Annotated in this window: 19 protein-coding genes; 16 read left to right on the forward strand and 3 right to left on the reverse strand. The window is 63.0% G+C overall.

Features of this window, described 5'->3' with window-relative positions; genetic code table 11:
* Nucleotides 1-193 precede the first annotated feature (193 nt).
* The 3 genes from H5P28_RS14645 (at nt 194) to H5P28_RS14655 (ending at nt 6,895) form a co-directional block, all read left to right on the forward strand.
* Nucleotides 194-3,070, forward strand: a complete 2,877-nt coding sequence (locus H5P28_RS14645) for a PD-(D/E)XK nuclease family protein (protein ID WP_185676456.1) — start codon at nt 194-196, stop codon at nt 3,068-3,070.
* Nucleotides 3,067-6,180 (forward strand): UvrD-helicase domain-containing protein, encoded by a 3,114-nt coding sequence (locus H5P28_RS14650; protein WP_185676457.1) that lies wholly within the window; start codon nt 3,067-3,069, stop codon nt 6,178-6,180. Before H5P28_RS14645 ends, H5P28_RS14650 begins: the two co-directional genes overlap by 4 nt.
* Before the next feature lie 76 nt (nt 6,181-6,256).
* On the forward strand, nt 6,257-6,895 hold the full coding sequence (locus H5P28_RS14655; protein WP_185676458.1) for an HAD family hydrolase: 639 nt from the start codon (nt 6,257-6,259) through the stop codon (nt 6,893-6,895).
* A gap of 37 nt (nt 6,896-6,932) precedes the next feature.
* Here H5P28_RS14655 and H5P28_RS14660 read toward each other — a convergent pair whose 3' ends face one another.
* A complete protein-coding gene (locus H5P28_RS14660) occupies nt 6,933-7,568 on the reverse strand; it encodes an HAD family hydrolase (RefSeq protein WP_185676459.1) in 636 nt (211 codons plus the stop codon).
* A gap of 164 nt (nt 7,569-7,732) precedes the next feature.
* On the opposite strand from H5P28_RS14660, the gene recA reads away from it, so the two are divergent.
* The 6 genes from recA to trmB all read left to right on the forward strand — a co-directional run bounded on the left by recA (nt 7,733) and on the right by trmB (nt 15,558).
* A complete protein-coding gene (recA, locus tag H5P28_RS14665) occupies nt 7,733-8,794 on the forward strand; it encodes a recombinase RecA (protein ID WP_185676460.1) in 1,062 nt (353 codons plus the stop codon).
* 207 nt (nt 8,795-9,001) lie between these two features.
* Nucleotides 9,002-10,360, forward strand: a complete 1,359-nt coding sequence (mnmE, locus tag H5P28_RS14670; protein ID WP_185676461.1) for a tRNA uridine-5-carboxymethylaminomethyl(34) synthesis GTPase MnmE — start codon at nt 9,002-9,004, stop codon at nt 10,358-10,360.
* Nucleotides 10,357-12,294 (forward strand): tRNA uridine-5-carboxymethylaminomethyl modification enzyme MnmG/GidA, encoded by a 1,938-nt coding sequence (locus H5P28_RS14675; RefSeq protein WP_185676462.1) that lies wholly within the window; start codon nt 10,357-10,359, stop codon nt 12,292-12,294. The genes mnmE and H5P28_RS14675 overlap by 4 nt, the downstream gene beginning before the upstream one ends.
* Before the next feature lie 559 nt (nt 12,295-12,853).
* Nucleotides 12,854-13,549 carry a response regulator gene (locus H5P28_RS20030; protein ID WP_343075483.1) on the forward strand — a complete coding sequence of 232 codons (696 nt, stop codon included), beginning with the start codon at nt 12,854-12,856 and terminating at the stop codon, nt 13,547-13,549.
* Nucleotides 13,550-13,583: 34 nt separating this feature from the next.
* Nucleotides 13,584-14,897, forward strand: coding sequence for an ATP-binding protein (locus H5P28_RS14685; protein ID WP_185676463.1), 1,314 nt, complete (start codon nt 13,584-13,586; stop codon nt 14,895-14,897).
* A gap of 4 nt (nt 14,898-14,901) precedes the next feature.
* The gene (gene trmB, locus H5P28_RS14690; protein WP_185676464.1) at nt 14,902-15,558 is read left to right on the forward strand and encodes a tRNA (guanosine(46)-N7)-methyltransferase TrmB; all 657 of its coding nucleotides are present in this window, start codon (nt 14,902-14,904) and stop codon (nt 15,556-15,558) included.
* A gap of 307 nt (nt 15,559-15,865) precedes the next feature.
* On the opposite strand, the gene H5P28_RS14695 is transcribed toward trmB, so the two are convergent.
* Both H5P28_RS14695 and H5P28_RS14700 read right to left on the reverse strand, forming a co-directional pair.
* Nucleotides 15,866-16,366, reverse strand: a complete 501-nt coding sequence (locus H5P28_RS14695) for a methylated-DNA--[protein]-cysteine S-methyltransferase (RefSeq protein WP_185676465.1) — start codon at nt 16,364-16,366, stop codon at nt 15,866-15,868.
* Nucleotides 16,363-16,644, reverse strand: coding sequence for a hypothetical protein (locus H5P28_RS14700; protein WP_185676466.1), 282 nt, complete (start codon nt 16,642-16,644; stop codon nt 16,363-16,365). The genes H5P28_RS14695 and H5P28_RS14700 overlap by 4 nt, the downstream gene beginning before the upstream one ends.
* Before the next feature lie 165 nt (nt 16,645-16,809).
* Between H5P28_RS14700 and H5P28_RS14705 the strand changes: the two genes are divergently transcribed.
* The 7 genes from H5P28_RS14705 (at nt 16,810) to atpD (ending at nt 23,054) form a co-directional block, all read left to right on the forward strand.
* Nucleotides 16,810-17,760 carry a F0F1 ATP synthase subunit A gene (locus H5P28_RS14705; RefSeq protein WP_221773437.1) on the forward strand — a complete coding sequence of 317 codons (951 nt, stop codon included), beginning with the start codon at nt 16,810-16,812 and terminating at the stop codon, nt 17,758-17,760.
* A gap of 88 nt (nt 17,761-17,848) precedes the next feature.
* The gene (locus H5P28_RS14710; protein ID WP_185676467.1) at nt 17,849-18,067 is read left to right on the forward strand and encodes an ATP synthase F0 subunit C; all 219 of its coding nucleotides are present in this window, start codon (nt 17,849-17,851) and stop codon (nt 18,065-18,067) included.
* Between the two features lie 55 nt (nt 18,068-18,122).
* Complete coding sequence (gene atpF, locus H5P28_RS14715; RefSeq protein ID WP_185676468.1) at nt 18,123-18,704, forward strand: F0F1 ATP synthase subunit B; 582 nt, start codon at nt 18,123-18,125, stop codon at nt 18,702-18,704.
* Between the two features lie 17 nt (nt 18,705-18,721).
* Complete coding sequence (locus H5P28_RS14720; protein WP_185676469.1) at nt 18,722-19,135, forward strand: F0F1 ATP synthase subunit delta; 414 nt, start codon at nt 18,722-18,724, stop codon at nt 19,133-19,135.
* Between the two features lie 48 nt (nt 19,136-19,183).
* Nucleotides 19,184-20,728, forward strand: a complete 1,545-nt coding sequence (gene atpA, locus H5P28_RS14725) for a F0F1 ATP synthase subunit alpha (RefSeq protein ID WP_185676470.1) — start codon at nt 19,184-19,186, stop codon at nt 20,726-20,728.
* A 4-nt stretch (nt 20,729-20,732) separates the two neighbouring features.
* Entirely contained in the window at nt 20,733-21,608 is an 876-nt protein-coding gene (gene atpG, locus H5P28_RS14730) for an ATP synthase F1 subunit gamma (protein ID WP_185676471.1), read from the forward strand.
* A 27-nt stretch (nt 21,609-21,635) separates the two neighbouring features.
* Entirely contained in the window at nt 21,636-23,054 is a 1,419-nt protein-coding gene (gene atpD / locus H5P28_RS14735; RefSeq protein ID WP_185676472.1) for a F0F1 ATP synthase subunit beta, read from the forward strand.
* Nucleotide 23,055: the final 1 nt, after the last annotated feature.

Here is a 23,055-nt window from a genome sequence, read left to right on the forward strand (position 1 = left end):
CCGCGCCAACGCGCGGGTGTGGCCTCCCCCCAGAGCCTGTTTTGAAATATCCTTGGGCCCCGTTGTCCGCGTCAATTTCAATGCATTGCTCTTCAACACGATGCAAAGGCATCGAAAGTGCAGGGTCCGGTTGGACCAGCAATCCACCAGCTTCAGGGTCCGGGGGCGCACAACCTCCGGTTAAGCAATCTCCATGACCACCGTTCGCCATCTGACCTGTTCCCGCCCCGGCGCCGCCTGGGAGGAGGCCGCGCGTCCGTGGTTCGAGCTGTTAGGGAAGACCGCCTGGCAGGCGGAGAGGCCCGTGGCCGCGCTGGTGCCGGACGGGGTGGCCGCCTCTGTCCTCAAGCGCCAACTGGCCGAGGCCGGGGTGCCGCTGGTCGGGATCGACATCTTTACTCCCGGTCGTCTGCGCCACCGGTTGACCGCCAGCACCGAGCAGGACAAGCCCGTCGCCGTGCGCGAGGAGCTGATCCTTTTCCTCCGGCTGGCCGCCCGCAGCCTGCCCGACAACGTCTTCGCCCGCGCCGTGTTGGCCGACCCGCAGCCCTTTTTGCGCGACTTCGACGCGCTCGACGCCGCCGGGTGGACCGACAACGTCTTCCGCTTCGAACCCGCCAACGAGCTTTTAGCCGCACTGCGCCACCAACTCGACCAGGCCGGGATGCAGACCGCCAACGCCGCCGCCCGCCCGCAGGATCGCCCCGAACCGGTTTTTTCCCACCTGCTCGTGCTGGGCTTCGGACCGGGGCAAATGGGGCACTTTTTTCTTCTCCGGTCCGCTCTCGCAGCCAGTGAAGCGGCCACCGTGGTCTTCAGCCAGCCCATCTCGGACTCGCCGCTGGACTTCGCCTTCACCGAGGTCTGGGAGAGCATCCTCGGGCCAACCGCCCCCGCCCCCGGCATGATGGAGTTCCCGCCCGCTGAAGGCCCGGAGGCGGACTTCCTGCTCGCCCCCGATCCCTGCGTGGAGGCGCAACTTATCACCGACCAGGCCGAGCGTTGGCTGGCCGATTCCGACGCCCCGCGCATCGGGATCGTCTTCCCGCACGGCGGGCTTTCCCTGCTGCGCGAAACCGCCCTCGCCCTCGAAGCCGCCCGCCTCCCCCACTACGACGCCGGAGGCCACGCCGCTGCCCGGCCCGCCGGCTTCCAACTGCTGGAAGCCTGGCGCGCCATGCAGGAGAGCCAGCGCCTGCCCGAGGCGGTGGACTTCATCAACGCCCTGCGCGCCCACCGCGAACTCGCCCCCGAACCAGCCGAGAAGCTTTTAAAAGCCCTGCGCGAAACCTTCTCCGAGGCCATGACCGACGACCTCGCCGTACTCCGGGCCGCCGGTTCACACCGCCCGGAGGCAGCTGACTTTTTCACCCAATGGCCCACCCTGCCCGCGCAGGCAACTCTGAGCGGGTTCACCGAGGCCGCGCGGCCCGTGCTGGAACGTTTCGCCTGGCCCGAGCGCCTGGACTTCCTCACCGACCGCGTCGCCCTGCTGGCTCCCCGCATCGGCGAGGAGCTTGACCGCGCCGCCTTCCTCGGCTGGCTGGCCAAGATGGTGGACCGCCCGGGCCGCGCCCGCAGCGAGACCGGACGCCACCCTCTGGCCCGTGTCGCGCTTGTCACCGTGCAGGAAGCCCTCACCGGCGACTGGACGCACCTGATTTTTGCCGGGCTCAACGGACGGCAATGGGAGCCGCCCATCTCCGCCTCCGGCCTGCTGGACGAAAGCCTCATCCGCCATCTCAACGAACGGGCCGGGTACAGCGTCGAGGGCGCGGCTGACTTCGACGGCGAACACGGACGACTCCTCGCCCCCGCCGAGCAGGCCGCACTGCTGGAGTCGGCCTTCTGGCACCTGTTTTCCCAGACCGGAGCCGTCATCGCCTGCACCGCCTCGCGCCGGGAAAACCCCGCCGCTACCCGCGCCAGCCCCCTGAACGACCTATTCCTCAAAGCCTGGCACCTCACCCACGGCGACCTCCCCGACGAGGCCGCCTGCGACCGACTCGAAGCCGCCAGCCGCGCCCGCCTGCCCGCGCCCGAGACCGACCGGGACTTCGACGGGCGGGCCGGGTTCATCGGCGTACACCAGAACCGCCGCAATGCCGCCCTCCCCTTTGACGGGTACTTTTTCGGCTTCGATGTGCCCCCGCCCGGCGGGCTGGATTTTTCCTTTTCCCAATGGGAGGAGGCTTTCAAAAACCCCGGCTACACCTGGATCAAACAGGCTATCCGGGCCGACATCGCCTGGCAACCGGAGGCCGAGCGTTCGCTGGCGCAGGCGGTCGGGCTCTGGGTCCACGACTGGGTCAGCCCGCTGGCCAACGACGGCCACTGGCTCCCCCTACCCGAACGCACCCTGTGGCCCAAGATCGCCCGCGACAAGGCCGCCCGGGTCGAAAACCGCCTCGCCGCCGCCTACGAAGCCGCCGGTCGTCGCCTGCCCGACTGGTGGAGCGAGTCCCATGCGGGAGCGCTTCTCATGGCCGAGTCCCTCATCGGGGCCGTGCTCGACACCGCCCTCGACGCCCTCCCCCGCGGGCAGATGGCCAGCGAGTTCACGCTCCCCGAGGGAGAACTGGAACTTTACCCCGGCGGGGCGCGGCTGCGCATGCGCGGGCGCATCGACCTGATCCTTCACGACGGTGCCGACCCCGACAACACACCCGGCCCGGCCTGGCTGGTGGACTTTAAAACCAGCGCCAGCCGCAAGCCCCTGACCACTAAGCGCTTCGCCGAGGGCGACGGACTCCAGCTCGGGCTTTACGCCTTGGCCCTGCGCCAACTGGGCTTCTCGCCCGTCACCCTGAGCCTGCTCATGCCCGGCGGCGCGTTAAAAGCCCAGCTCACCGACACCGACGTGCGCGAGCAGACCGCGCTGCTCGGGGCCGTCTCGGCCATCCATACCACCGGCACACTCGGGCACTGGGGGGCGTTCCGCGACCGCTTTACCTTCAGCGGCCATTACCCGCTGGCCACGCTCGTGATCGGCCCGGCCACACTCAAAGGCAAGTGGCTGCTCACCCACCCCGGGCTCGACCCCGACAACAACGAGGAGGCCGACGCATGAGCAACGCCTTCCCCCCCCTCCCCGATCAGGCCGACCGCGACCAGTTCCTCAACGAGACGGAAAAAAACTTCTCCGTCATCGCCCCGGCGGGTGTGGGCAAGACCACCTCCATCGTCGGACGCATTGCCCGGATCGGCCTAGGCGACGCCAACCGCGCCGAGCCGCTGCTCCCGCACCTGGCCGTCGTCACCTACACAAACAAGGCGGCGGAGGAACTTCAGGAGCGCGCCCGCCGCAAGCTCCTCGAACACGCCGCTGGCAACGAGCACCTGCTGAAACTTTTCGGACGGGCCTTTTTCGGGACCATTCACAGCTTTTGCCTGGAGTTGCTGCGCCGTCACGGCCACCACCTCGGCCTGCCCCCCGCGCTCGAACTGGTCGAGGACGAGGAAGCTCTCTGGCTGCGTTTTCTGCGTTCGCAGGACCGCCTGAGCGAACTGATCCCCGAACCGCTCCGGGGTGACTTCTTAAAAATCGCCCCGCTGGGAAAAATGCTCGAACTGGCCCGCAAGCTGCCCGGCGACACTTTTCCCGAGCCCGGTCCCCTGCCCTCTCCCGACGCCGCCGAAGTCCTTAGCTGGGAAGCCAAAGGCCGCTCCGCCGCGACCATCACCCGCTCGCAACAGACCCTGCGCGACTGGCTCGACGCCCTGGCCGATCCCGCCGCACGCGGACTCGGCCTGCCCGAGCCCGCGACCACGGCCAAAGAATTTGTCGCCGCCTGGAGCAACGCCCTCCAACCCGTACAGGACTGGCTCGCCGAGACCGGGCTGGGCTTCGCCTCCGCCGTGGCGCGGCGCTACCGCGCCTTCCGACTGGAGGCCGGGCAGCTCACCTACGACGACATGATTTTTCTCGCGGACCAGTTGCTCGCCCAACCGCAGGCGCTGGCCGAAATCCGCGCCCACCGTTGGCGGGTCATCCTCGACGAGGCTCAGGACACCGACCCGGTGCAGTTCCGCGTGCTCACCGCTGTCGCCCGTGAGCGCGGCGCCCCCGCCGACTGGCCCGGCTTCGGTGAACCGCCCCCCGGTGGGCACTTCTGCATGGTGGGCGACCCGCAGCAGTCCATTTACAGCGACCGCGCCGACCTGAAAACCTATCTCGCGCTGCACGCGGCGCTCTCAAGCGCTCCCGACGGCGGCGAGCTGACCTTCCGCGTGACCATGCGCTGTGACCACGCCGTGGTGGCGGCGGTCAATACTGCCTTTCCCGCCGTGCTCGACGGCTCCGGCGGGCAGGTCAACCTCGTACCGCTGGAGGCCCGGCCCGGCGTCCTCCCCGGCCACGTGGAACGGCTCACCCTGCGCCCCGAGGCCGAGAGCAAACGCAAGCGCGATCGGCTTGACGCCGAGGCCGAAGCCCTCGCCCGCTGGCTCAAGGCCCGCGGCCCGGCCGAACTCGGCGCGCACGGCTGGGGCGAAGTCGCCCTGCTGTGCCCCCGGCGCGACGGGCTGGAGGCGCTCGCCTTCCAACTCGAACGCATCGGCCTGCCCGTCCAGAACCACTCCCGCCTCGACCTCCTCGGCGACGACCCGGCCTTCGCCTGGACCGCCGGGCTCATGCAGGTCATGGCCAGCCCGGGTGACAGCTTTGAACTCTTCGGCGTGCTGCGGGAGGTTTTCGCTGTGGCCGACGGAGAAATGGCCGCACTCGTCCAGTCCGCCCGCCAGGCTGGCCAACCCTCCCCGCTCAGCCTGGAGACGCGCCCGGATGCCGTCCCCGGCCTTTGCGGGGAAACGCTGGCCCTGCTCCACGCTGCCCGCCGCAAGTGTATCCATCTTCCACTACGTGAGGCGCTGGAGCACCTGCTCGCCGTCACCGCGCTGCCCGCTCGGCTGGCCTGCCTGCCCGGCGCTTCCCCGGAGCGGACAGCCCGCACGCTCGACGCCCTGCGTGTCGAAGCAGACGCCGCTGAGGCCCGGGGCGGCACGCTGGCCGACTTTGCCAAAACATTGCGCCGCCGCTACACCGAGGCCCCCGGCGAGGCTCCCGCCGCCCCCGACCGCATCCAGCTTTTGACCTGCCACAAGTCCAAGGGGCTGGAATGGCCCGTGGTCATCCTTCCGCTGTTTTTCTCCCCCATCACCGAGGCGAACGCGAACTACCCGCAACTGCTGGGCGGTCCCGGCGAGCGTCCCGTGCTGGCTGTATCCAAAAACCATGACAAATCCACCGCCAAGGCCGCGCTGGCCCGCCGCAACGCGCAGACCTATGAGCGGCTGCTCTACGTCAGCGCCACCCGTGCCCGGCACAGCCTGATCGTGGTCGAGGACGAATCGCTTTTCGACCGCCCGGAGGGCTCCTTTGCCGGGGGGCTGCGCGTGCTCGCCAACGACGGCAACCGCTCCTGGTGGGACGGGCTCCCGGCCTTCGCGCCCAAGTCCGAGCTTTTCCCCGCCCGCCACGCGCCCGGCGAAACGGATGGCCCCGAGACGACTCCCACTTCGCTCGCGGAGGACACCGCCACAGAACGCACTCGCCGCGCCCAACTCGCCCGCGAGCACGCCGGGGACTTCGCCGAGCGCGTGCTGCCCAGTTCGCTGGCGCGGCATGAGGGCTTCGAGGGGCATCACCGCGACGAACGCGACCTCGAGGCCGAACCGCTTTTCCCTGAGCTGGCCGCCGCTGCCGCCGCCAAAAAAGGGGCCGACTACGGCAACTGGTGGCACCTGACGATGGAAACCCTCCCCTGGGCCGCCGGTCCCGACGCCTGGCGCGAACACGCCGAAGCCCGCCTCGCTCACTGCACGGATCGCCCGCGCGGGCAGGACGAGTTGGACCGTTTTTTCCGCTCCGAGGCCGCCCAACGCCTGTCCGCTCCCGGCCTGCTGGTCCGCGCCGAAGTGCCGGTCTTCTGGCCCGAGGACACGGGCCGCGTTTACGACGGCACCATCGACCTGGCCGCACGCACCGACACCGGCTGGCTCGTGATCGACTGGAAAACCGACCGCCTTTCCTCCGGCGGGCTTGACGCCCTCGCCCTGACCTACGGCCCCCAGCTAGACTGCTACCGCCGCGCCCTCGGGAGCATTTTTGATGTGCCCGTCGAGGTCTATCTCTATAGTACCCGTTTGGGCCAATGGCTGGAACTGTCCCCGCAGGGCTGAGAGTGCACTCCTTGCGATCTCTTTCCTCCGGGAACATATCCTTCACACTTTTGTTATTAACAATTTAGCTACTACCATGAAAAACTTCCTTTTCGATTTCGACGGCACACTGGCCGACACGCTGCCGCTGTGCATTTCCGCCTTTCGCGAGGCCATCGAGCCGCTGGCCGGGCGCAAGCTCAGCGACGCCGACATCATCGAGACCTTTGGCCCCTCCGAGGAAGGCACCATCGCCGCGCTCATCCCCGACCATCAGGAGCAGGGCCTCCGGGGCTACCTCAACAGTTACGAAACACTGCACCACAAGTGGCCCGCTCCTTTCCCCGGCATGGTCGAGATCCTGCGCTTCCTGCGCGAAAAGGGAGCCTTCGTCGGTATGGTCACCGGTAAGGGGGCCAAAAGCGCTGCCCTCAGCCTCGAACGCTTCGGCATCAGCGACCTTTTCCAGGCGATCGAGACCGGCTCCCCACGCGGCCCGGTCAAGGACGAGAAAATCGCCCACCTGCTGAAGACCTTTAACCTCGACCGCGCCGAAACCCTCTACATCGGCGATGTCGTCAGCGACATCACCGCCTCGCACGCCTGCGGGATCAAGGCCACCGCCGCTGCCTGGGCAGCAACCGCCGACCTCGAAGCCCTCCGCGCCGCGCAGCCGGATTTTCTCTTTACCAGTATCGCGGATTTCGACGCGTTCATTCGCGGGTTCTTTCAATAAGCCGAAGGGTACTCGGCTGGCTCGCCCATTCCCACCCTTACAGCAGCGCCAGCACCTCAATGTGCGAACGCAACACCGGCACCCCGCAAGCCTCCAGCCGGGCGCGGCTCTGATGCCCGCCTTCAAGCAGCACGCAGTCGGCCCCGATCTCGCGGGCGACCTCGTAGTCGTGCGTCGTGTCGCCCACGAGCAGTACCTCGTGGGGCGCGTGAGGCAGGCTCGCCATGTGGGCGCGGCCATTGGCGGCCTTGCCGGCGGCGTAGATATTATCCAGCCCGATCAGTTGGGAAAAATACCCGTCCAGCCCGAGCAGGCCGACCAGTTCCACCAGCGTCCGGTGCTCGTGGGCGGAGAGAATGACCTGCCCCACCCCCTGCGCCCGCACTGCCTCGACCGTGGCGCGAACCTCCGGATACAGGCTGCACTCCAGCCGACGCCGGTTATAGCCGTCGATAAACTCCCGACTGACCGCCTCGAAGGAATCCCGCTCCAGGTCGAAGCCGAGCTTGCGGTAGTACTCCACCACCGGGAACCCAAACTCCTCCTGGTAAAACCGCGCCGTCACGGGCCGCATCGACCGCCGCGTCATCAGGCCGTTCATCACCTCCAGGCACAGCCAGGCATCGTCCAGCAGCGTGCCGTTCCAGTCCCAAATCAGATGTCGGTATGCCATTGCTCTATCTATTAAATAGCCCTGCCGCCCCAGCGCCAGCCAACAGCGGGATTTTCCCATCATTAACAGAGGAATCGGAAATTTTCAAGAATAGTGAACAAAATAACACATTGGGCTTGCACTCGCGATCCAAGTCCGCACGCTGACATAAAAACCACCTCACCATGGCAGCTCCCAAGAAAAACACTTCCGACACCAAGGGCACCGAAGCCCTCGACCTGGCCATTTCCGCCATTAACAAGCAGTTCGGCGAAGGCTCAATCATGCGCCTGGGCGACAGCACGAAACTGAACGTCGAAACCGTTTCGACCGGCTCGGTCGCTATCGACCTCGCCCTCGGCGTTGGCGGGCTACCCCGCGGCCGTATCTGCGAAATCTACGGCCCCGAGTCTTCCGGTAAGACCACCCTGTGTCTCTCCATCATCGCCGAGGCCCAGCGCCAGGGCGGTAACGCCGTCTTTGTCGATGTCGAGCACGCCCTCGACCCCCGCTACGCCAAGGTCGTCGGTGTCGATCTGGACAATCTCATGGTTTCCCAGCCCGAGTCGGGCGAAGACGCCCTCAACATCACCGAGACGCTGATCCGCTCCGGCGCGGTCGATGTCGTCGTGGTGGACTCCGTGGCCGCGCTCGTCTCCCGCACCGAACTCGACGGCCAGATGGGCGACACCACCGTCGGCCTCCAGGCCCGCATGATGAGCCAGGCCATGCGACGCCTCACCGGCGCGATTAACAAGTCCAAGTGCATCTGTATCTTTACCAACCAGATCCGTGAAAAGATCGGGGTCATGTTCGGCAACCCGGAAACTACCCCTGGCGGTCGCGCGCTGAAGTTCTTCGCCTCCGTCCGCATCGACATCCGACGCATCGGCGCGATCAAGGACACCTCCGGCGCTGTCAAGGGTAACCGGACCCGCATCAAGGTGGTCAAAAACAAGGTCGCCCCACCCTTCACCGAGTGCGAGTTCGACATCATGTACAGCGAGGGCATCTCCCGCACCGGCTCCCTCCTCGACCTCGGCGTCGAACACAAGCTGCTCGAAAAGAAAGGCGCGTGGTTCGGCTACAACGGGGACCTCATCGGCCAGGGGCGCGAAGCCTCCAAGGCTTATCTGGCCGAACATCCCGACGTAATGAAAGACCTCCAGGCCAAAATTCTCGAAAAAGTTCAGGTCGTCGGCGGGACCGCGCTGGCCGAGTCCAAGGGTGCGCAGGACGAGGAATAGTCCTCCCCTCTCTTCTTACCTTTTACCGAAAGGCCGCCGGGCAAGTCTTGCCCGGCGGCCTTTGCTGTATCCCTCACGCAGACGTATCCCAACCGTAAAAGCACGAGAACAGCCCCTCACCCTTGGCTTCCCGCCACATCTGGCAGGGGATTGGGGGTATTTTCTGCGTGACGCCAACGCCCCTCCGGCTGACAATCGTCCGCACATATGCCTTTTGGAGAAACCATAGCCGCCCTGTCCACCCCGACAGGCGAAGCCGCGCTCGCCGTCATTCGCCTTTCCGGTCCCGACTGCGAACGTATCGGCCGTGACTCCTTCGGTTCCACGTGGAACGCCGAGCCCCGGATCGCAGCACTATCGACATACAAGTCACTCTCAGGAAACACCTTAGATAGATGCATAAGCCTCTATTTTGAGGACGGCCACAGCTATACCGGCGAGCCCATGCTCGAGCTCAGCCTCCACGGGAGCCCGCTCGTCGTTCAACTCGTACTGGAAGACCTCCTGGCCCGCGGCTGCCGCCTGGCTGAGCCGGGTGAGTTCACCAAGACCGCATTCCTCAACGGCAAGCTCGACTTGAGCCAGGCCGAGGCCGTGGCCGACCTCATCCACGCCCGCAGCACACGGGCCCTGCGTGTCGCCCAGCGCCAGCTTGCCGGTTCCATCGGTAAACGCATGGACGCCTACACCCAACGCCTGCTCCGCGTCCAGGCTGAGCTGGAGGCGTATATTGACTTTCCGGAAGAAGACTTGCCGGAAGAGGACCAGTCCGGCCCGATCAAGGCCATCTCCGGCCTAAGTCGGGACATTTCACAACTCATTGATACGCAACACTATTCTTCCCTGCTCCACGATGGCGTCCAAACCGTCATCCTCGGTGCCCCCAATGCAGGAAAAAGCAGCTTGCTCAACTGGCTGGCCGGGCAGGATCGCGTCATCGTGAGCGATACCCCCGGTACCACGCGCGATGTGGTGGCCGAAAGGGTGGTCGTGGGTGACTACGTGCTTCAGCTCATGGATACCGCCGGGCTGCATGCCTCCGAGGATGCACTGGAACGGCTTGGGATGCAAAAAACCCTGGAATGGCTCGATCGGGCAGATTTCATTCTGGTCGTGGTGGATAGCGCGGCCCCCTCCCCTACCCTGCCTGACGCCGCCCTGGAAAAAATTCAGGCCGGTAACGCACTCGTAATCGAAAACAAATGTGATCTCCCCTCTAGCTCCTCCAGAGCCGACTTCCTCCCCGCCTGCCCGCACATCCGACTCTCGCTAAAGACCGGCGAGAACTGCGATCAACTCAAAAGTCGGTTGATCGAGACTCTTTCCGCCGGGCACCACATCCCTCACGAGGACGAACTCATCGTCAGCACACGCCACGCCGCCGCCCTCACCCGCGCTGTCGATGCTCTGGAGACCACCTTGACGCGCCTGAACGAAGGTGCTCCGCCCGAATTGGCCGCCTCCGACCTGCGCCTAGCCGTCGAGGCCTTCGGCGAAGTTGTCGGTAAAATCGACAACGAGGCCATGCTCGACCAACTTTTTGCCACTTTTTGCATCGGAAAATGAAGTTCCCGCTTAAATACGGTCCCAATCAGCCTTACGATGTCATCGTCTGCGGCGCAGGCCACGCCGGCTGTGAAGCTGCCATGGCCGCGGCCCGCATGGGCGCGGACACGCTCCTGCTGACGGGCAATATCGACACCATCGCCCAAATGAGCTGTAATCCAGCCATCGGCGGGCAGGCCAAAGGGCACATGGTCCGCGAAATCGACGCCCTCGGCGGTGTCATGGGGCTGAACACCGACACCACAGCCATCCAGTTCCGTCTGCTAAACGCCTCCAAAGGCCCGGCGGTACAAGCTCCACGCGCACAGTGCGACAAAAAGGCCTACCAGTACCGAATGAAGCATCAGATAGAACTTCAGCCGAACCTGACGCTCTTTCAGGCCATGGTTGAGGGCCTGATCTTCAGCGGTGACTCTGTAGCAGGAGTCAAAACCAGCATGGATGTCTCTTTTTATGGCAAAACGGTTATTGTGACGACGGGCACCTTCCTGCGCGGACTCATGCATATCGGCAGCAATCGCAACGAAGGCGGCAGGCTGGGCGATTTTACGGCCAAAGGACTCTCTGGCAGTTTCCTGGAGGCTGGGATCGCTCTGGAACGGCTAAAAACAGGCACTCCGCCCCGTATTTTGGGCTCCAGCATCGATTTCTCGGTCTGTGAGGAGCAAAAAGGCGACACCGAGCCGACGTTCTTTGCTTTTTACGACACCCGTTTCGGGGAAGAAATGTTCCACGTGGAACATTCACCGGAAGCATTCGAGTGGGACCGCCGATTGTTCCACGTGGAACAATCCGGCCAACGACTCCAGGGCTGGATGCCGGGCAGCGACCAGGTTTCCTGCTGGGAAACCACCACCACGGAGCAAACCGCCGAAATCATCCGCGACAACCTGCACCTGTCCCCGCTCTACGGCGGAATGATCGAGGGGGTAGGGCCGCGCTACTGTCCGAGCATTGAGGACAAAATCGTCCGCTTCGCCGACAAGCCCACCCACAAGCTATTCCTGGAACCGGAAGGCCGACACACGGACGAGTGGTACATCAACGGCCTTTCCAGCAGCCTGCCGTTTGAAGTCCAGCTTCAAATACTCCACAGCGTGCGGGGCCTGGAACAGGCGGTCATGTTACGCCCTGCCTACGCGGTGGAGTATGATTTTGCCCCGCCGACTCAGCTTTACCCGTCGCTGGAATCAAAAAAGGTAGAAAATCTCTTCTTCGCGGGTCAGATCAACGGCACCTCCGGCTATGAGGAGGCAGCAGGGCAAGGGCTTCTGGCAGGGGTCAACGCCGTCCAGAAGGTGAGGGGAGGGGAGCCGCTGATCCTCGGTCGCCACGAGGCCTACCTCGGCGTGCTCATTGACGATCTGGTGACCAAAGGGACCAAGGAACCCTACCGGATGTTCACCAGCCGGGCGGAGTATCGCCTGATCTTTAACCACGGCAGCGCCGAGGTTCGACTCGGGCAGCATGCCATCGACCACGGCCTGGTTCCCGAGGAAAGGGCAGGGCGCATAACAGACAAGCTGAGCGAGATTGAACATTGGGAAAACAAACTGGAGACAACGACCACACGAGGCGGCTCGTTCGGAGACCTGCTCCGGCGAGACCGGGCGGGCACGGAACCCTTGCTGCCTGAGCAATTCCAGAGCCTCACGCACTCAATCAGGGAGGAAGTCCTGTATCGCATTTGCTACCGAGGCTACCGTGAACGTGAATTACGGCACATCGAGAAACTCAAGGGCATAGCGAACGTAAAGCTCCCCAAGAACATCAATTTCCTCGAAATCAAAGGCTTGCGCAAGGAAAGCGCACTAAAACTAGAGGAGATACGCCCGCTGGACCTGGGGCAGGCCAGCCGCATCAGCGGTGTTAACCCCGCCGACATCAGCCTGATCCTCGTCGCCCTCAAAGCACGTCGAAACCAGACCGAGTAGCCCGATGCCGAGGGGTATGCTGTACCCAGTCCTTGCTGCAGCCCTGATGAAGAGACTCCACAGTCTGCTGGAAAATGGCATCAACCAAGGGTTCGGGCGTGCCCCCGCCTATCGACCGTCATCATGTCCTACCATGCGTATATCAAGTGAGCAACCTGTGCCTACCCCTACCTCCCCCTATATACCTTCTCCCGATCACAGCGAGCTAGATGCCTATCGGGGATGAATTCATCGGGACTATCCCGATAAATAACCAAATAAGCGGGCCAAAAAGATCGCGTCCAAAAAACCTGCGCGTGGGCGCACTGCCATCAATCGTGCGAAGCACTGATAAGCGCAGAGTAGCCAGGAACTGCTTTCGGTTTGTGATAATATCGCAACAGACAGGTAACGAACACGTGACAGCCCCCGAATCCAATCCCCAAGACACTGACCAATAACACGTTGCGATTCCACAAAAAGCCAATAGGTTTTTATTTACAATATTTTTACAAAATGTTTTCAATGTTGGCAAATAGAATAGAGTGAGGCATAAGAGAGTGATACTATTTTCAGAACTGTGAACAAAGATAAGAAGATCCTCGTTGTTGACGACGAACCGGACGTAACCGAACTGCTTGACTATAAACTGAGGCAGGATGGTTACCGCGTGTCCGTTATCAACGACCCACTGATGATCATGGGGACGGCGCGCTCGTTTCAACCCGACCTTGTCATTCTGGACATCATGATGCCGGACCTGAACGGTATCCAAATCTGCCGCATGCTCCGGGCCGACCCGGTCATGAAAGCGGTGCCGGTTATTTTCCTGACCGCGCGGGGCGAGGCCGACGACCGGATCAAGGGCTTCGAGACCGGCGCGGACGACTACATCAGCAAACCGTTCGATACACGGGAACTATTACTGCGTATCAAGGCACTTTTCAAACGCCTCGGGCAGACCGCCGAAGCTGGCGGACAGAAGGAAATCACCATTGGCAAGGTGGCGATTGACATCGAAAAGCACCGGCTGAGTGTCGAAGGACGAGACATCGACCTGACGGCAACCGAATTCAAGCTCCTGCGCCTCCTGATGGAGCGCAAGGGACGGGTGCAAAGCCGGGAGAACCTGCTCGTCAACGTTTGGAACTACGAGGCCGACATCGAAACACGCACCGTGGACACGCACATCCGCCGCTTGCGCGAAAAGCTCGAAGACCACGCGGGCATCATTGAAACCGTGCGCGGCGTCGGCTACCGGGCGGTTGACAAGTGAGCCCCGCTGCGGCCAGCATTCTTACCCTATGGGCGTGATCGTATTCATCCTGGCCGTGTGGGTCCTGTACCTGCTGTTGCGGCTGCGACGACTGCGCGCGGTGATGAAGAAGGCAGCCGACGCACTTGAATCCCGCAAGTCTTTCCTTTTAAATGAGAAAGGAAATTGGCCCAAGCGGTATTTTCTCGACCGCATGGCTCGCGAGATCAATACCCTGACCGACATTCGCCGCCACAGCGAGCGTCGCGAAGAGGGCTATTTCCAGCAAGTTGAAACGGCACTGGAGAACCTGATCGAGGCCGTTCTCATCGTCAACGACGAGAACCAACTCGTCATGGCCAATCCCGCCGCCCGGCGCCTGCTCCGCATCGAAGGGCGCACGGAGGGCAAGCGGGTTGAGCAGTACTTGCAGAGCCCGCAGTTTCTGGAGTTGATGAAGCGCATTCGGGCGGGCGAGTACAGCGGTTTTCAGGAGATTGAGCTGGTCCGTGGCAAGACATCCCACACCTTTGAAGTCACCGGTGCTCCCATCCCGAACGCCGATCCGCACGCCCCGGACATGACACTGTTTGTGCTGCACGACATCACGCGCCTGAAAATCCTCGAAGGCGTGCGCAAGGAGTTCGTGGCCAATGTCTCCCACGAGCTGCGCACGCCGGTCACGATTATCAAGGGCTACGCCGACACCCTGGTCGAGGACCAGGACAGCCTGGAGCCCGAGGACCGCGCCCGCTTCCTGGCCAAAATCCAGAAAAGTGTAAACCGGCTGCACCTGTTGCTGGAGGACTTGCTGGTGCTGTCGCGGCTGGAGTGGGGGACCGAGTCCGTCTCACGCGAGGCCTATCCGCTGCCGCAGATCATCCGCGAGCTACAGGAGAACATCCAGCCGCGCCTGGAAGAGAACGGCAAAAAGCTGCTCGTCGAGCTCGACCCGATGATTGACCGGCTAATGCTCGATCCGATCAAGATTTCGCGTGTCTTTCAGAATGTTTGCGACAATATCACCCGCTATGCCAAAGGGTTTACCACTATCCAGATACGCGCCCGCTACGAGGACGGCAAGGTCCGGGTGTCGATTGAGGACGACGGCTGCGGGATTCCCGCCGCTGACGTGCCGCACATTTTCGAGCGTTTCTACCGCGTGGACAAAGGCCGTTCACGCGAACTGGGGGGGACGGGCCTGGGCTTGAGCATCGTGAAGCACATCATCCAGCTCCACGGGGGCGAAGTCGCCGCGCACAGCGTGGAAGGCGAGGGCACCCGGATAGAGTTCACCCTGCCCGACACCAGCGCCGAGGCCGCCGCCCGTGTCGCGGCCGAACGCCGTCGCAGCGCCCAGGCCGGTTAACGCCATGCCAGCAGACACCCACTCCGACAGCTACGCGGCTGCCCGGGAGCGTTCCCGGCTGCGCCGACTCGAGCTCTCCCGCTGGTGCCAGGCCCACCTCGACCCGCGCGAACCCTTTGTGCTGGAGTTCGGTTGCGGGCACGGACACTTTTTGACCGCCTACGCCGAGGCCAACCCGCGCCGCAACTGTGTCGGCATCGACATCATGACCAAGCGGATCGAAAAAGCCTCCGCCAAGGCCGCCAAGCGCGGACTTAACCGCCTGCACTTCCTCAAGGCCGAGGCGGACGAATTCCTCGACGCCCTCCGCGGCCACGCCCGGGCGAGCCTTGTTTTCATGCTCTTTCCCGACCCGTGGCCGAAAAAGCGTCATCACAAGCACCGCATGGTGCAGGACGAATTCCTCAACGAGCTGGCGGAGGTCACCACACCGGAAGCACGGTTCTGTTTCCGCAGCGACCACGAGGGCTACCACCGCTGGAGCGCCGACCACCTTTACCGGCACCCGCGCTGGGAGATCCGGGCCGACGAGCACTGGCCCTTTGAGCACGAGACCTATTTCCAGGGGCATATGGAGAGCTTCCGCTCCATCGTGTCCGCTCGCACCGGCCCCGCAGATACGGCCACCAAGCCACAGCCGACACAGCTCTCGTTCTTGTAAGAGGGAACTTGTTTTTGGAATCACGGATGACACCGACGGGCACGATCAGGGCGTTTTTAAACGGCAATGAGACCCGGCCTGCCAATCGGCATCGATTCATCAAGATGATTTAACAGGAAGGGCGGGAAGTTAAGAAGGGGATACCCTTGGCCTGACTTGGCGTTCTTTCCGACCTTCCTGTTAAATCTCTTAGGTCTCCAAAAGGTTAAGGAGCGCGATGCCCCAACCGACGAGCAGGCGCGTCTCCGTGCCTCTGTGCCTTCGTGTGAGTTCTTTTGCCGGGCCTGATCCGGAAATACCCCAGAGACTACTGCGGGCAGGGGACACCTTCCTCGCGCAGGAGGCGGCGCTTGAGCGGTAGCCCCCAGCGAAAGCCCCCGAGCGCGCCATCCCGGCGGATGACCCGGTGGCAGGGGATGAGCCAGGCGAGGGGGTTACGCCCGATGGCGGTCCCGACGGCCCGCGTGGCCAGTGGGCGGTCAACCGCATGGGCGATCTCGGAATAGGTGCGGGTTTGGCCACGGGGGATGGCCTTGAGGGCGTCCCAGACCGCAAGTTGAAAAGACGTGCCGCGAGGGGCGATCGGGACCGCCTCCCCGGAGAAAACGCGACCGGCCCAGCAACGGGTAGATTTGTCGTCGCGGGTCAGGGCCGGGCCCAGCCCGGCAGCGGTCAGGACGGGTACGGCTTGCTCGCCGGGCAGCAGAAATCCGAGGTAAACCAGCCGGTCTTCCGATACGGCCAGCAGGCAGGGGCCGTAGGGGGAATCGGTGGACCCGTAGTTCACCGTAGGAGAAGCCAAGCTCATAGGATGTCCAGAGCCACGAGCATGCCGAGTTGCCCCAGCAGGGTCAGGAAGAGAAGGATATAGACCCAGATGCCGAAGAGGTCGGGATTAAGGCGGCGTTCAACAGGGGCCGATGTCTTCTTAACCGTTTGATAGACGGCAGGTTCCGGCTCCGGGCGAACGGGCTTACGCTTTTCCCAATCACTGAGGGCTCTGGTAATATCCTTGGGACTGGGCATGGGAGCAGTCACGCAGAGCGGACAGGCTTCGTCAAGCCGGGAGCGCGGAGCGCAAAGCATAACGATTCCTAATTAATGCCACGTATGCTTGCCACGGAGGGCTTGAGCGAGAATAGAGAGTTGACGATATTTCCTGTGGATTCGAGTGTTGACGCGTCCTGCAGGATACGTCAATGCGTATGCCCTTTATTCAAAAATCTCTCCAGACCCATTAGGACAATTATCATGTCTGTGCCCCGCAAAACGGCGCTTACCACCGGATTCCTTTCACTATTAACGACAAGCACCTTCGCCAGCGACGGTGCTGCTGTCAGCCCCTACGCCTACGAACTCACGAAGTTCCTCGGCTTGCCCGTGACGAACGCGATGTTCACAGGCTGGGCGCTTTCGCTGCTGCTGATCGTAGTGGTGCGCCTCATGGTAGGCCGGCCGCAACTGGTACCCGCCCGCGGGCAGGCCATGGTGGAAGGGCTAATCCAATGGGTCTATGACATCATGGCCCCGATTGTGGGCAAAAAGGTGATCAAGCCTGTCTTCCCGCTCCTGCTTTGCCTGTTCACCTATATCCTGATCATGAACTGGAGCGGGCTTCTGCCCGGCGTGGGCACCTTCGGCCACTTCGTGCCGGAGCACGAGATCACGATGGAGCAGGCCACTGACATGCAGCACTCCGGGGCGATTGTCCGCGAGATTGACGGTAAATACTACGATGGGCACTTCCACTACTTCTTCCGCCCGGTCAACTCCGACCTGAACACGACCCTGGCGCTGGCCATCATCTCGTTCCTGGCCTGGATCTGGTTCGTGCTCAAGTATGCCGGGGTCAAGCTCCTGCTCTTCGACCTCTTCGGCAACAAGGCGGACAAGAAGGAAGTCCCCGGCTATATCTACGTACCGCTTTTCGGCGTCTTCCTCGGCGTGGGCCTGATCGAAGTCATCTCGATCCTCTCCCGTCTGGTTTCGCTGCCCTTCCGTCTTTTCGGTAACGTCTTCGGGGGTGAAAACCTCCTCACCAGCATGCACGGGATGTTCGCCTGGGTGCTGCCGGTGCCGTTCTACTTCCTGGAAATCCTCATCGGCTTTGTCCAGGCCCTCGTTTTCACCCTGCTGACCGCCGTTTACATCGGCCTGATCTGCAACCACGACAGCGCGGACGAGCACGCCCACGCGCATTAATGACTTTCCCGGGCGGGACCGTCTGCCAACGAGTGACGGGCGTCCGGGTTTCCAACCAAGACCAAAACCAACTCACAAACCAAACATCATGTTCGACCTACTCGCACAAATCTCAGGTGATATCGGCCAGGGCCTGACTGCCGCCCTCGGCTGTCTCGGTGCTGCCCTCGGCGTCGGCTTTGTCGGCACCCGCGCGGTGGAAGCCGTCGGCCGCAACCCCGGCGCTTCCGGTAAGATCCTCGTCCAGAGCATCATCGGTATGGCCCTTTCCGAAGCCGTCGCGTTCTACGCGCTGTTCCTGTACTAAGGTAAAATCTTCCAATGGCGCAGGTCGCTGAACCGACCTGCGCCAACCCTTTCCCATGATCGATCTCCTGCCCAACCTTATCGCCGCCGCGGCTGAAGTCTCCCACGGAGCCGCCGAGTCAGGCACTGTTGTTGAAAAGCTCGCCTCGACCTTCCACGTCGAGTGGCACCTGCTGCTGGCCCAGGGCATCAACTTTATCGTGGTGGCCTTCGTGCTGTGGAAGTTCGCTTTCAAGCCGGTCGTCGCCACCCTGGAGACCCGCAAGAAAAAGATCGAGGACGGTCTCCAGTACGCCGAGGAGATGAAGGCCCGCCTGGCCGAAGCCGAAAAGCAGTACGCCGAGAAGATGAAAGAGGCCGCCATCGAAGGCGCGCAGATCATCGAAGAGGCCCGCGAGAACGCCAAGACCTACCTGGAAAAGCAGACCCAGGAAGCCGTCACCAAGGCTGAAGGCATCGTCGCCAAGGGCCGCGAGTCGGTCGAGCTTGAGCGCAAGCAGATGCTCTCCGAGCTTCGCCGCGAAGTCGCTCACCTCGTCGTGCAAACCTCCGGCAAGGTCCTCAACCGCGACCTCTCCGCCGAGGAAAAGAGCCGCTTCAACGAAACGGCCGCCAAAGAACTTTACGGCAAGAACTGATCCGGCCCGCCCGAGCAATGGACCGCAAAACCGAAGAACACCTGAAAACCCTCGCCCGCAAGCTGGTCGAGATTTCCCTCGATGAGTCAGGCCGCGTCAGCGCCGAGCGGGTAGGGGACGTGCTGAGCACCCTTGAGCAGCACCCGCCCTGCCACGCCCGCAACCTGCGCCCGCTGCTCAAGCACTACCTGGCCTACATCCGCCGCGAAGTCGCCCGCAGCCAGGCCCGGCTCGAATACGCCGGCCAGATGGGCGAATCCACGCTGGAGGAAGTCCGCGCCGAGCTGGCCGAGCACTATGGTCGCGCCATCGACATCGTAGCGAAGGAAAACGACGAGTTGATCGCCGGTTTCCGCGTGGCCATCGGGGACGACGTTTACGACGCCTCGCTCTCCGGTCGCCTGCACGCCCTTGAGACTTCCATTGCCTGAGCGCACCACCCACTTTAAACACCACCCTCTCATCCACTTCCGCATTTTATGAGCACCGTTCTTGAACAAATCCAGGCCGAGATAGCCAAGCTCGAAACCCAGGCTGTCAAAACCAACGTCGGCCGCATCGTACAGATCGCCGACGGCGTGGCCCGCCTCGACGGCCTCTCCGAGGTCATGTACAACGAGATGATCGAGTTCCCCGGCGGCGTGTACGGCATCGCCCTGAACCTCGAAGAGGACGAAGTCGGCGTCGTCATCCTCGGCGACCCCTCCGAGCTCAAGGAAGGCGACGAAGCCAAAACCACCGGTCGCCTGCTCTCCGTCCCCGTCGGCAAGGGCCTTCTGGGCCGCGTGGTGGACGCCCTCGGCGCTCCCATCGATGGCAAAGGCCCGATCGAGAGCGACGCGCTCTACCCGGTCGAAAAAATCGCCCCCGGCATCATCCCCCGCAAATCCGTGGACCAGCCGGTGCAGACCGGCATCATGGCCATTGACGCGATGATCCCCGTCGGCCGCGGTCAGCGCGAGCTGATCATCGGCGACCGCGCCACCGGTAAGACCACCGTGGCCATCGACACGATCATCAATCAGGCCCAGATCAACCAGCAGCACAAGAAGGAAGACGGCAGCTTTGAGGAAGGCTTCCGCCCGATGTACTCCATTTACGTGGCCATCGGCCAGAAGCAGTCCAACATCGCCCGTACGATCAAGTCCCTGGAGGCTGCCGGGGCCATGGAGTACTGCACGATCGTGGCCGCTCCCGCCGCCGAAAACCCGGCCAACCAATACATCGCCCCGTTCTCCGGCGCTGCCATGGGCGAGTTCTACATGCACAACGGCATGGACGCGCTCATCGTCTTCGATGACCTTTCCAAGCACGCCGTGGCCTACCGCCAGATTTCGCTCGTGCTCAAGCGTCCCGCCGGTCGCGAAGCCTACCCCGGTGACGTTTTCTACCTCCACAGCCGCCTGCTGGAGCGTTCCGCCCGCGTCAACGAGGAGAACGGTAACGGCTCCCTGACCGCGCTGCCGATCATTGAAACACAGGCTGGTGACGTTTCGGCGTACATTCCGACGAACGTTATTTCGATCACTGACGGGCAAATCTTCCTCGAAACTGACCTCTTCAACCAGGGTGTTCGCCCGGCTATTAACGTCGGTATCTCGGTCTCGCGAGTCGGTTCCGCCGCGCAGGTCAAGGCGATGAAGCAGGTCGCCGGCAAGGTGAAGGGCCAGTTGGCCCAGTACCGCGAACTGGCTGCCTTCGCGCAGTTCGGCTCCGACCTGGACGCCCGCACCAAGGCCACCCTCGACATGGGTGACCGCATGGTCGAGCTCTTCAAGCAGCCGCCCCTCTCCCCGAAGCGCACCGAAGTGCAGGTCGCCCTCATCTGGACCGTCCAGAACAACTACATGGCCGACATCGCGGCCAAGAAGGTGACCGCCGCCGTCAGTTCGCTGGAGCAGTACCTGATCGCCTCCAAGCACGCCCTGTTGGACAAGATCCGCACCGGCGGCAAGCTCACCGATGAGATCACGGCCGAGCTCAAGAGCGCCGTCGAGGAGTGGAAGAAGACCTTCGTCGCCTGATCCCATGCCCAGCACCAAGGAAATACGGGGCCGCATCAAGGCGGTCAAAAACACCGGGCAGATCACCCGGGCGATGCAGCTTGTGGCCGCTTCCAAGATGAAGCGCGCGCAGGATGACGCCATTTCCAGCCGTCCCTACGCAATGCTGCTGGCTGAGATTCTCGAATCGGTGGCCGACCAGGAGACGGAGTTTCACCACCCGCTGCTGGAGGGTCGCGAGGTCCGCAAGCGCGGCATCCTCGTCATTTCCAGCGACAAGGGCCTGTGCGGCGCGCTCAATGCCAACCTGTTCAAGGAGATCATCAAGATCAAGGATCCGGTCGCGTACATCTCGATCGGGCGCAAGGCCACGCAGTTCCTCAGCCGTACCCGGCGCGAGCTCAAGGCCGACTTCGTTCTCTCGGACAAGGTCGCCTACCACGAGATCCGCGCCGTGGTCGAGTATATGCTCAACCTCTACTACGAGGAGGAGATCGACACCATCGAGGTCCTGCACAACCGCTTCGTCAACACCCTCCAGCAGGAGCCGGCCCTCGTTCGCCTGGCCCCGATGGACCAGTTGCGCGAGCAGCTCGACCGCCTGCGCAAGCGCGAAAAGCTTGAGCTGGCCGAGACCACCGGAGACGAGCGCGAGTTCCTCTTCGAGCCCAGTGCGGCCACCATCCTGCACGAGCTTCCCAACCTCTTTATCAAGGAAGAGATCAACCACATGGCCTTTGAGGCCAAAGCCTCCGAGCACAGCGCGCGGATGGTGGCCATGAAGTCCGCCACCGACAACGCCAAGAACCTCGTCGGCGATCTCACCCTCGAATACAACAAGGCCCGCCAGGCGGCCATCACTCAGGAAATCATCGAAATCGCGGCCGCCGCCGCCAACTAATCCCCTAGCTTTAAACGCACATTCAAGATGAGCAATATCGGTAAAATCATTCAGGTCATCGGCGCCGTGGTGGACGTCAAGTTCAGCGAAGAGAGCGTGCCCAAGATTTACAACGCCCTTCACGTCTCCTTCAAGCTCGGTGGCGAAGACAAGATGATCGTGCTGGAAATCCAGCAGCACCTCGGCGACGGCATGGTCCGCGCCGTGGCCATGTCCTCCACCGAAGGTCTTGTGCGCGGCCTCGACGTGATCGACACGGGTGCCCCGATCTCAGTCCCGGTGGGCGAGCAGGTGCTCGGCCGCATCTTCAACGTCATCGGGGAGCCGGTGGACGAGCGCGGCCCGGTCGTGACCGAGAAGCGCTACCCGATCCACCGCAACCCGCCCACGCTGCTGGAGCAGGACACCGAGGCCCAAATCCTCGAAACCGGCATCAAGGTCATCGACTTGATCTGCCCCTTCATCAAGGGCGGTAAGGTCGGTGCGTTCGGGGGTGCCGGTGTCGGCAAGACCGTCGTCATCATGGAGCTCATCAACAACATCGCCAAGGCGCACGGCGGTTACTCCGTCTTCGCCGGGGTGGGTGAGCGCTCCCGCGAAGGTAACGACCTTTACTGGGAAATGAGCGAGTCCGGCGTCATCGATCAGAAGAATATCGCCAACTCCAAGGTGGCCCTCGTTTACGGCCAGATGAACGAGCCGCCCGGCGCCCGTATGCGCGTGGCTCTGTCCGGCCTGGCCATGGCCGAGTACTTCCGTGACGAAAAGAACCAGGACGTGCTCCTGTTCGTCGATAACATTTTCCGCTTCTCCCAGGCCGGTTCCGAAGTGTCCGCGCTGCTCGGCCGCTCGCCCTCCGCGGTGGGTTACCAGCCGACCCTGGCCCAGGAAATGGGCATCCTGCAGGAGCGCATCACCTCGACCAAGAAGGGCTCCATCACGTCCTTCCAGGCCGTCTACGTCCCGGCGGACGACTTGACCGACCCGGCCCCGGCCAACACCTTCGCGCACCTCGACTCGACCATCGTGCTTGAGCGCCGCATCGCCGAGCTGGGCATTTACCCGGCGGTTGACCCGCTGGCCTCGGTCTCGAACGCCCTCTCCCCCGAAATCGTGGGCGAGGAGCACTTCCAGGTCGCCCGCGGCGTGCAGAACGTCCTCCAGCGCTACAAGGACCTGCAGGACATCATCGCGATTCTCGGTCTGGACGAACTCTCCGAAGAGGACCGCAAGACCGTTTACCGCGCCCGTAAGATCCAGAAGTTCCTTTCGCAGCCCTTCCACGTGGCCGAAGTCTTCACCGGCTTCCCCGGCGTGTACGTCCCCGTGGCCGACACCATCAAGGGCTTCAAGATGATCCTCGACGGCGAACTCGACGACGTGAACGAAAACGACTTCTACATGAAGGCCGGTATCGAATCCGTCCTCGAACCCGCCAAGGCCTAAT

The organism is Ruficoccus amylovorans (assembly GCF_014230085.1).
Classification (GTDB): Bacteria; Verrucomicrobiota; Verrucomicrobiia; order Opitutales; family Cerasicoccaceae; genus Ruficoccus; species Ruficoccus amylovorans.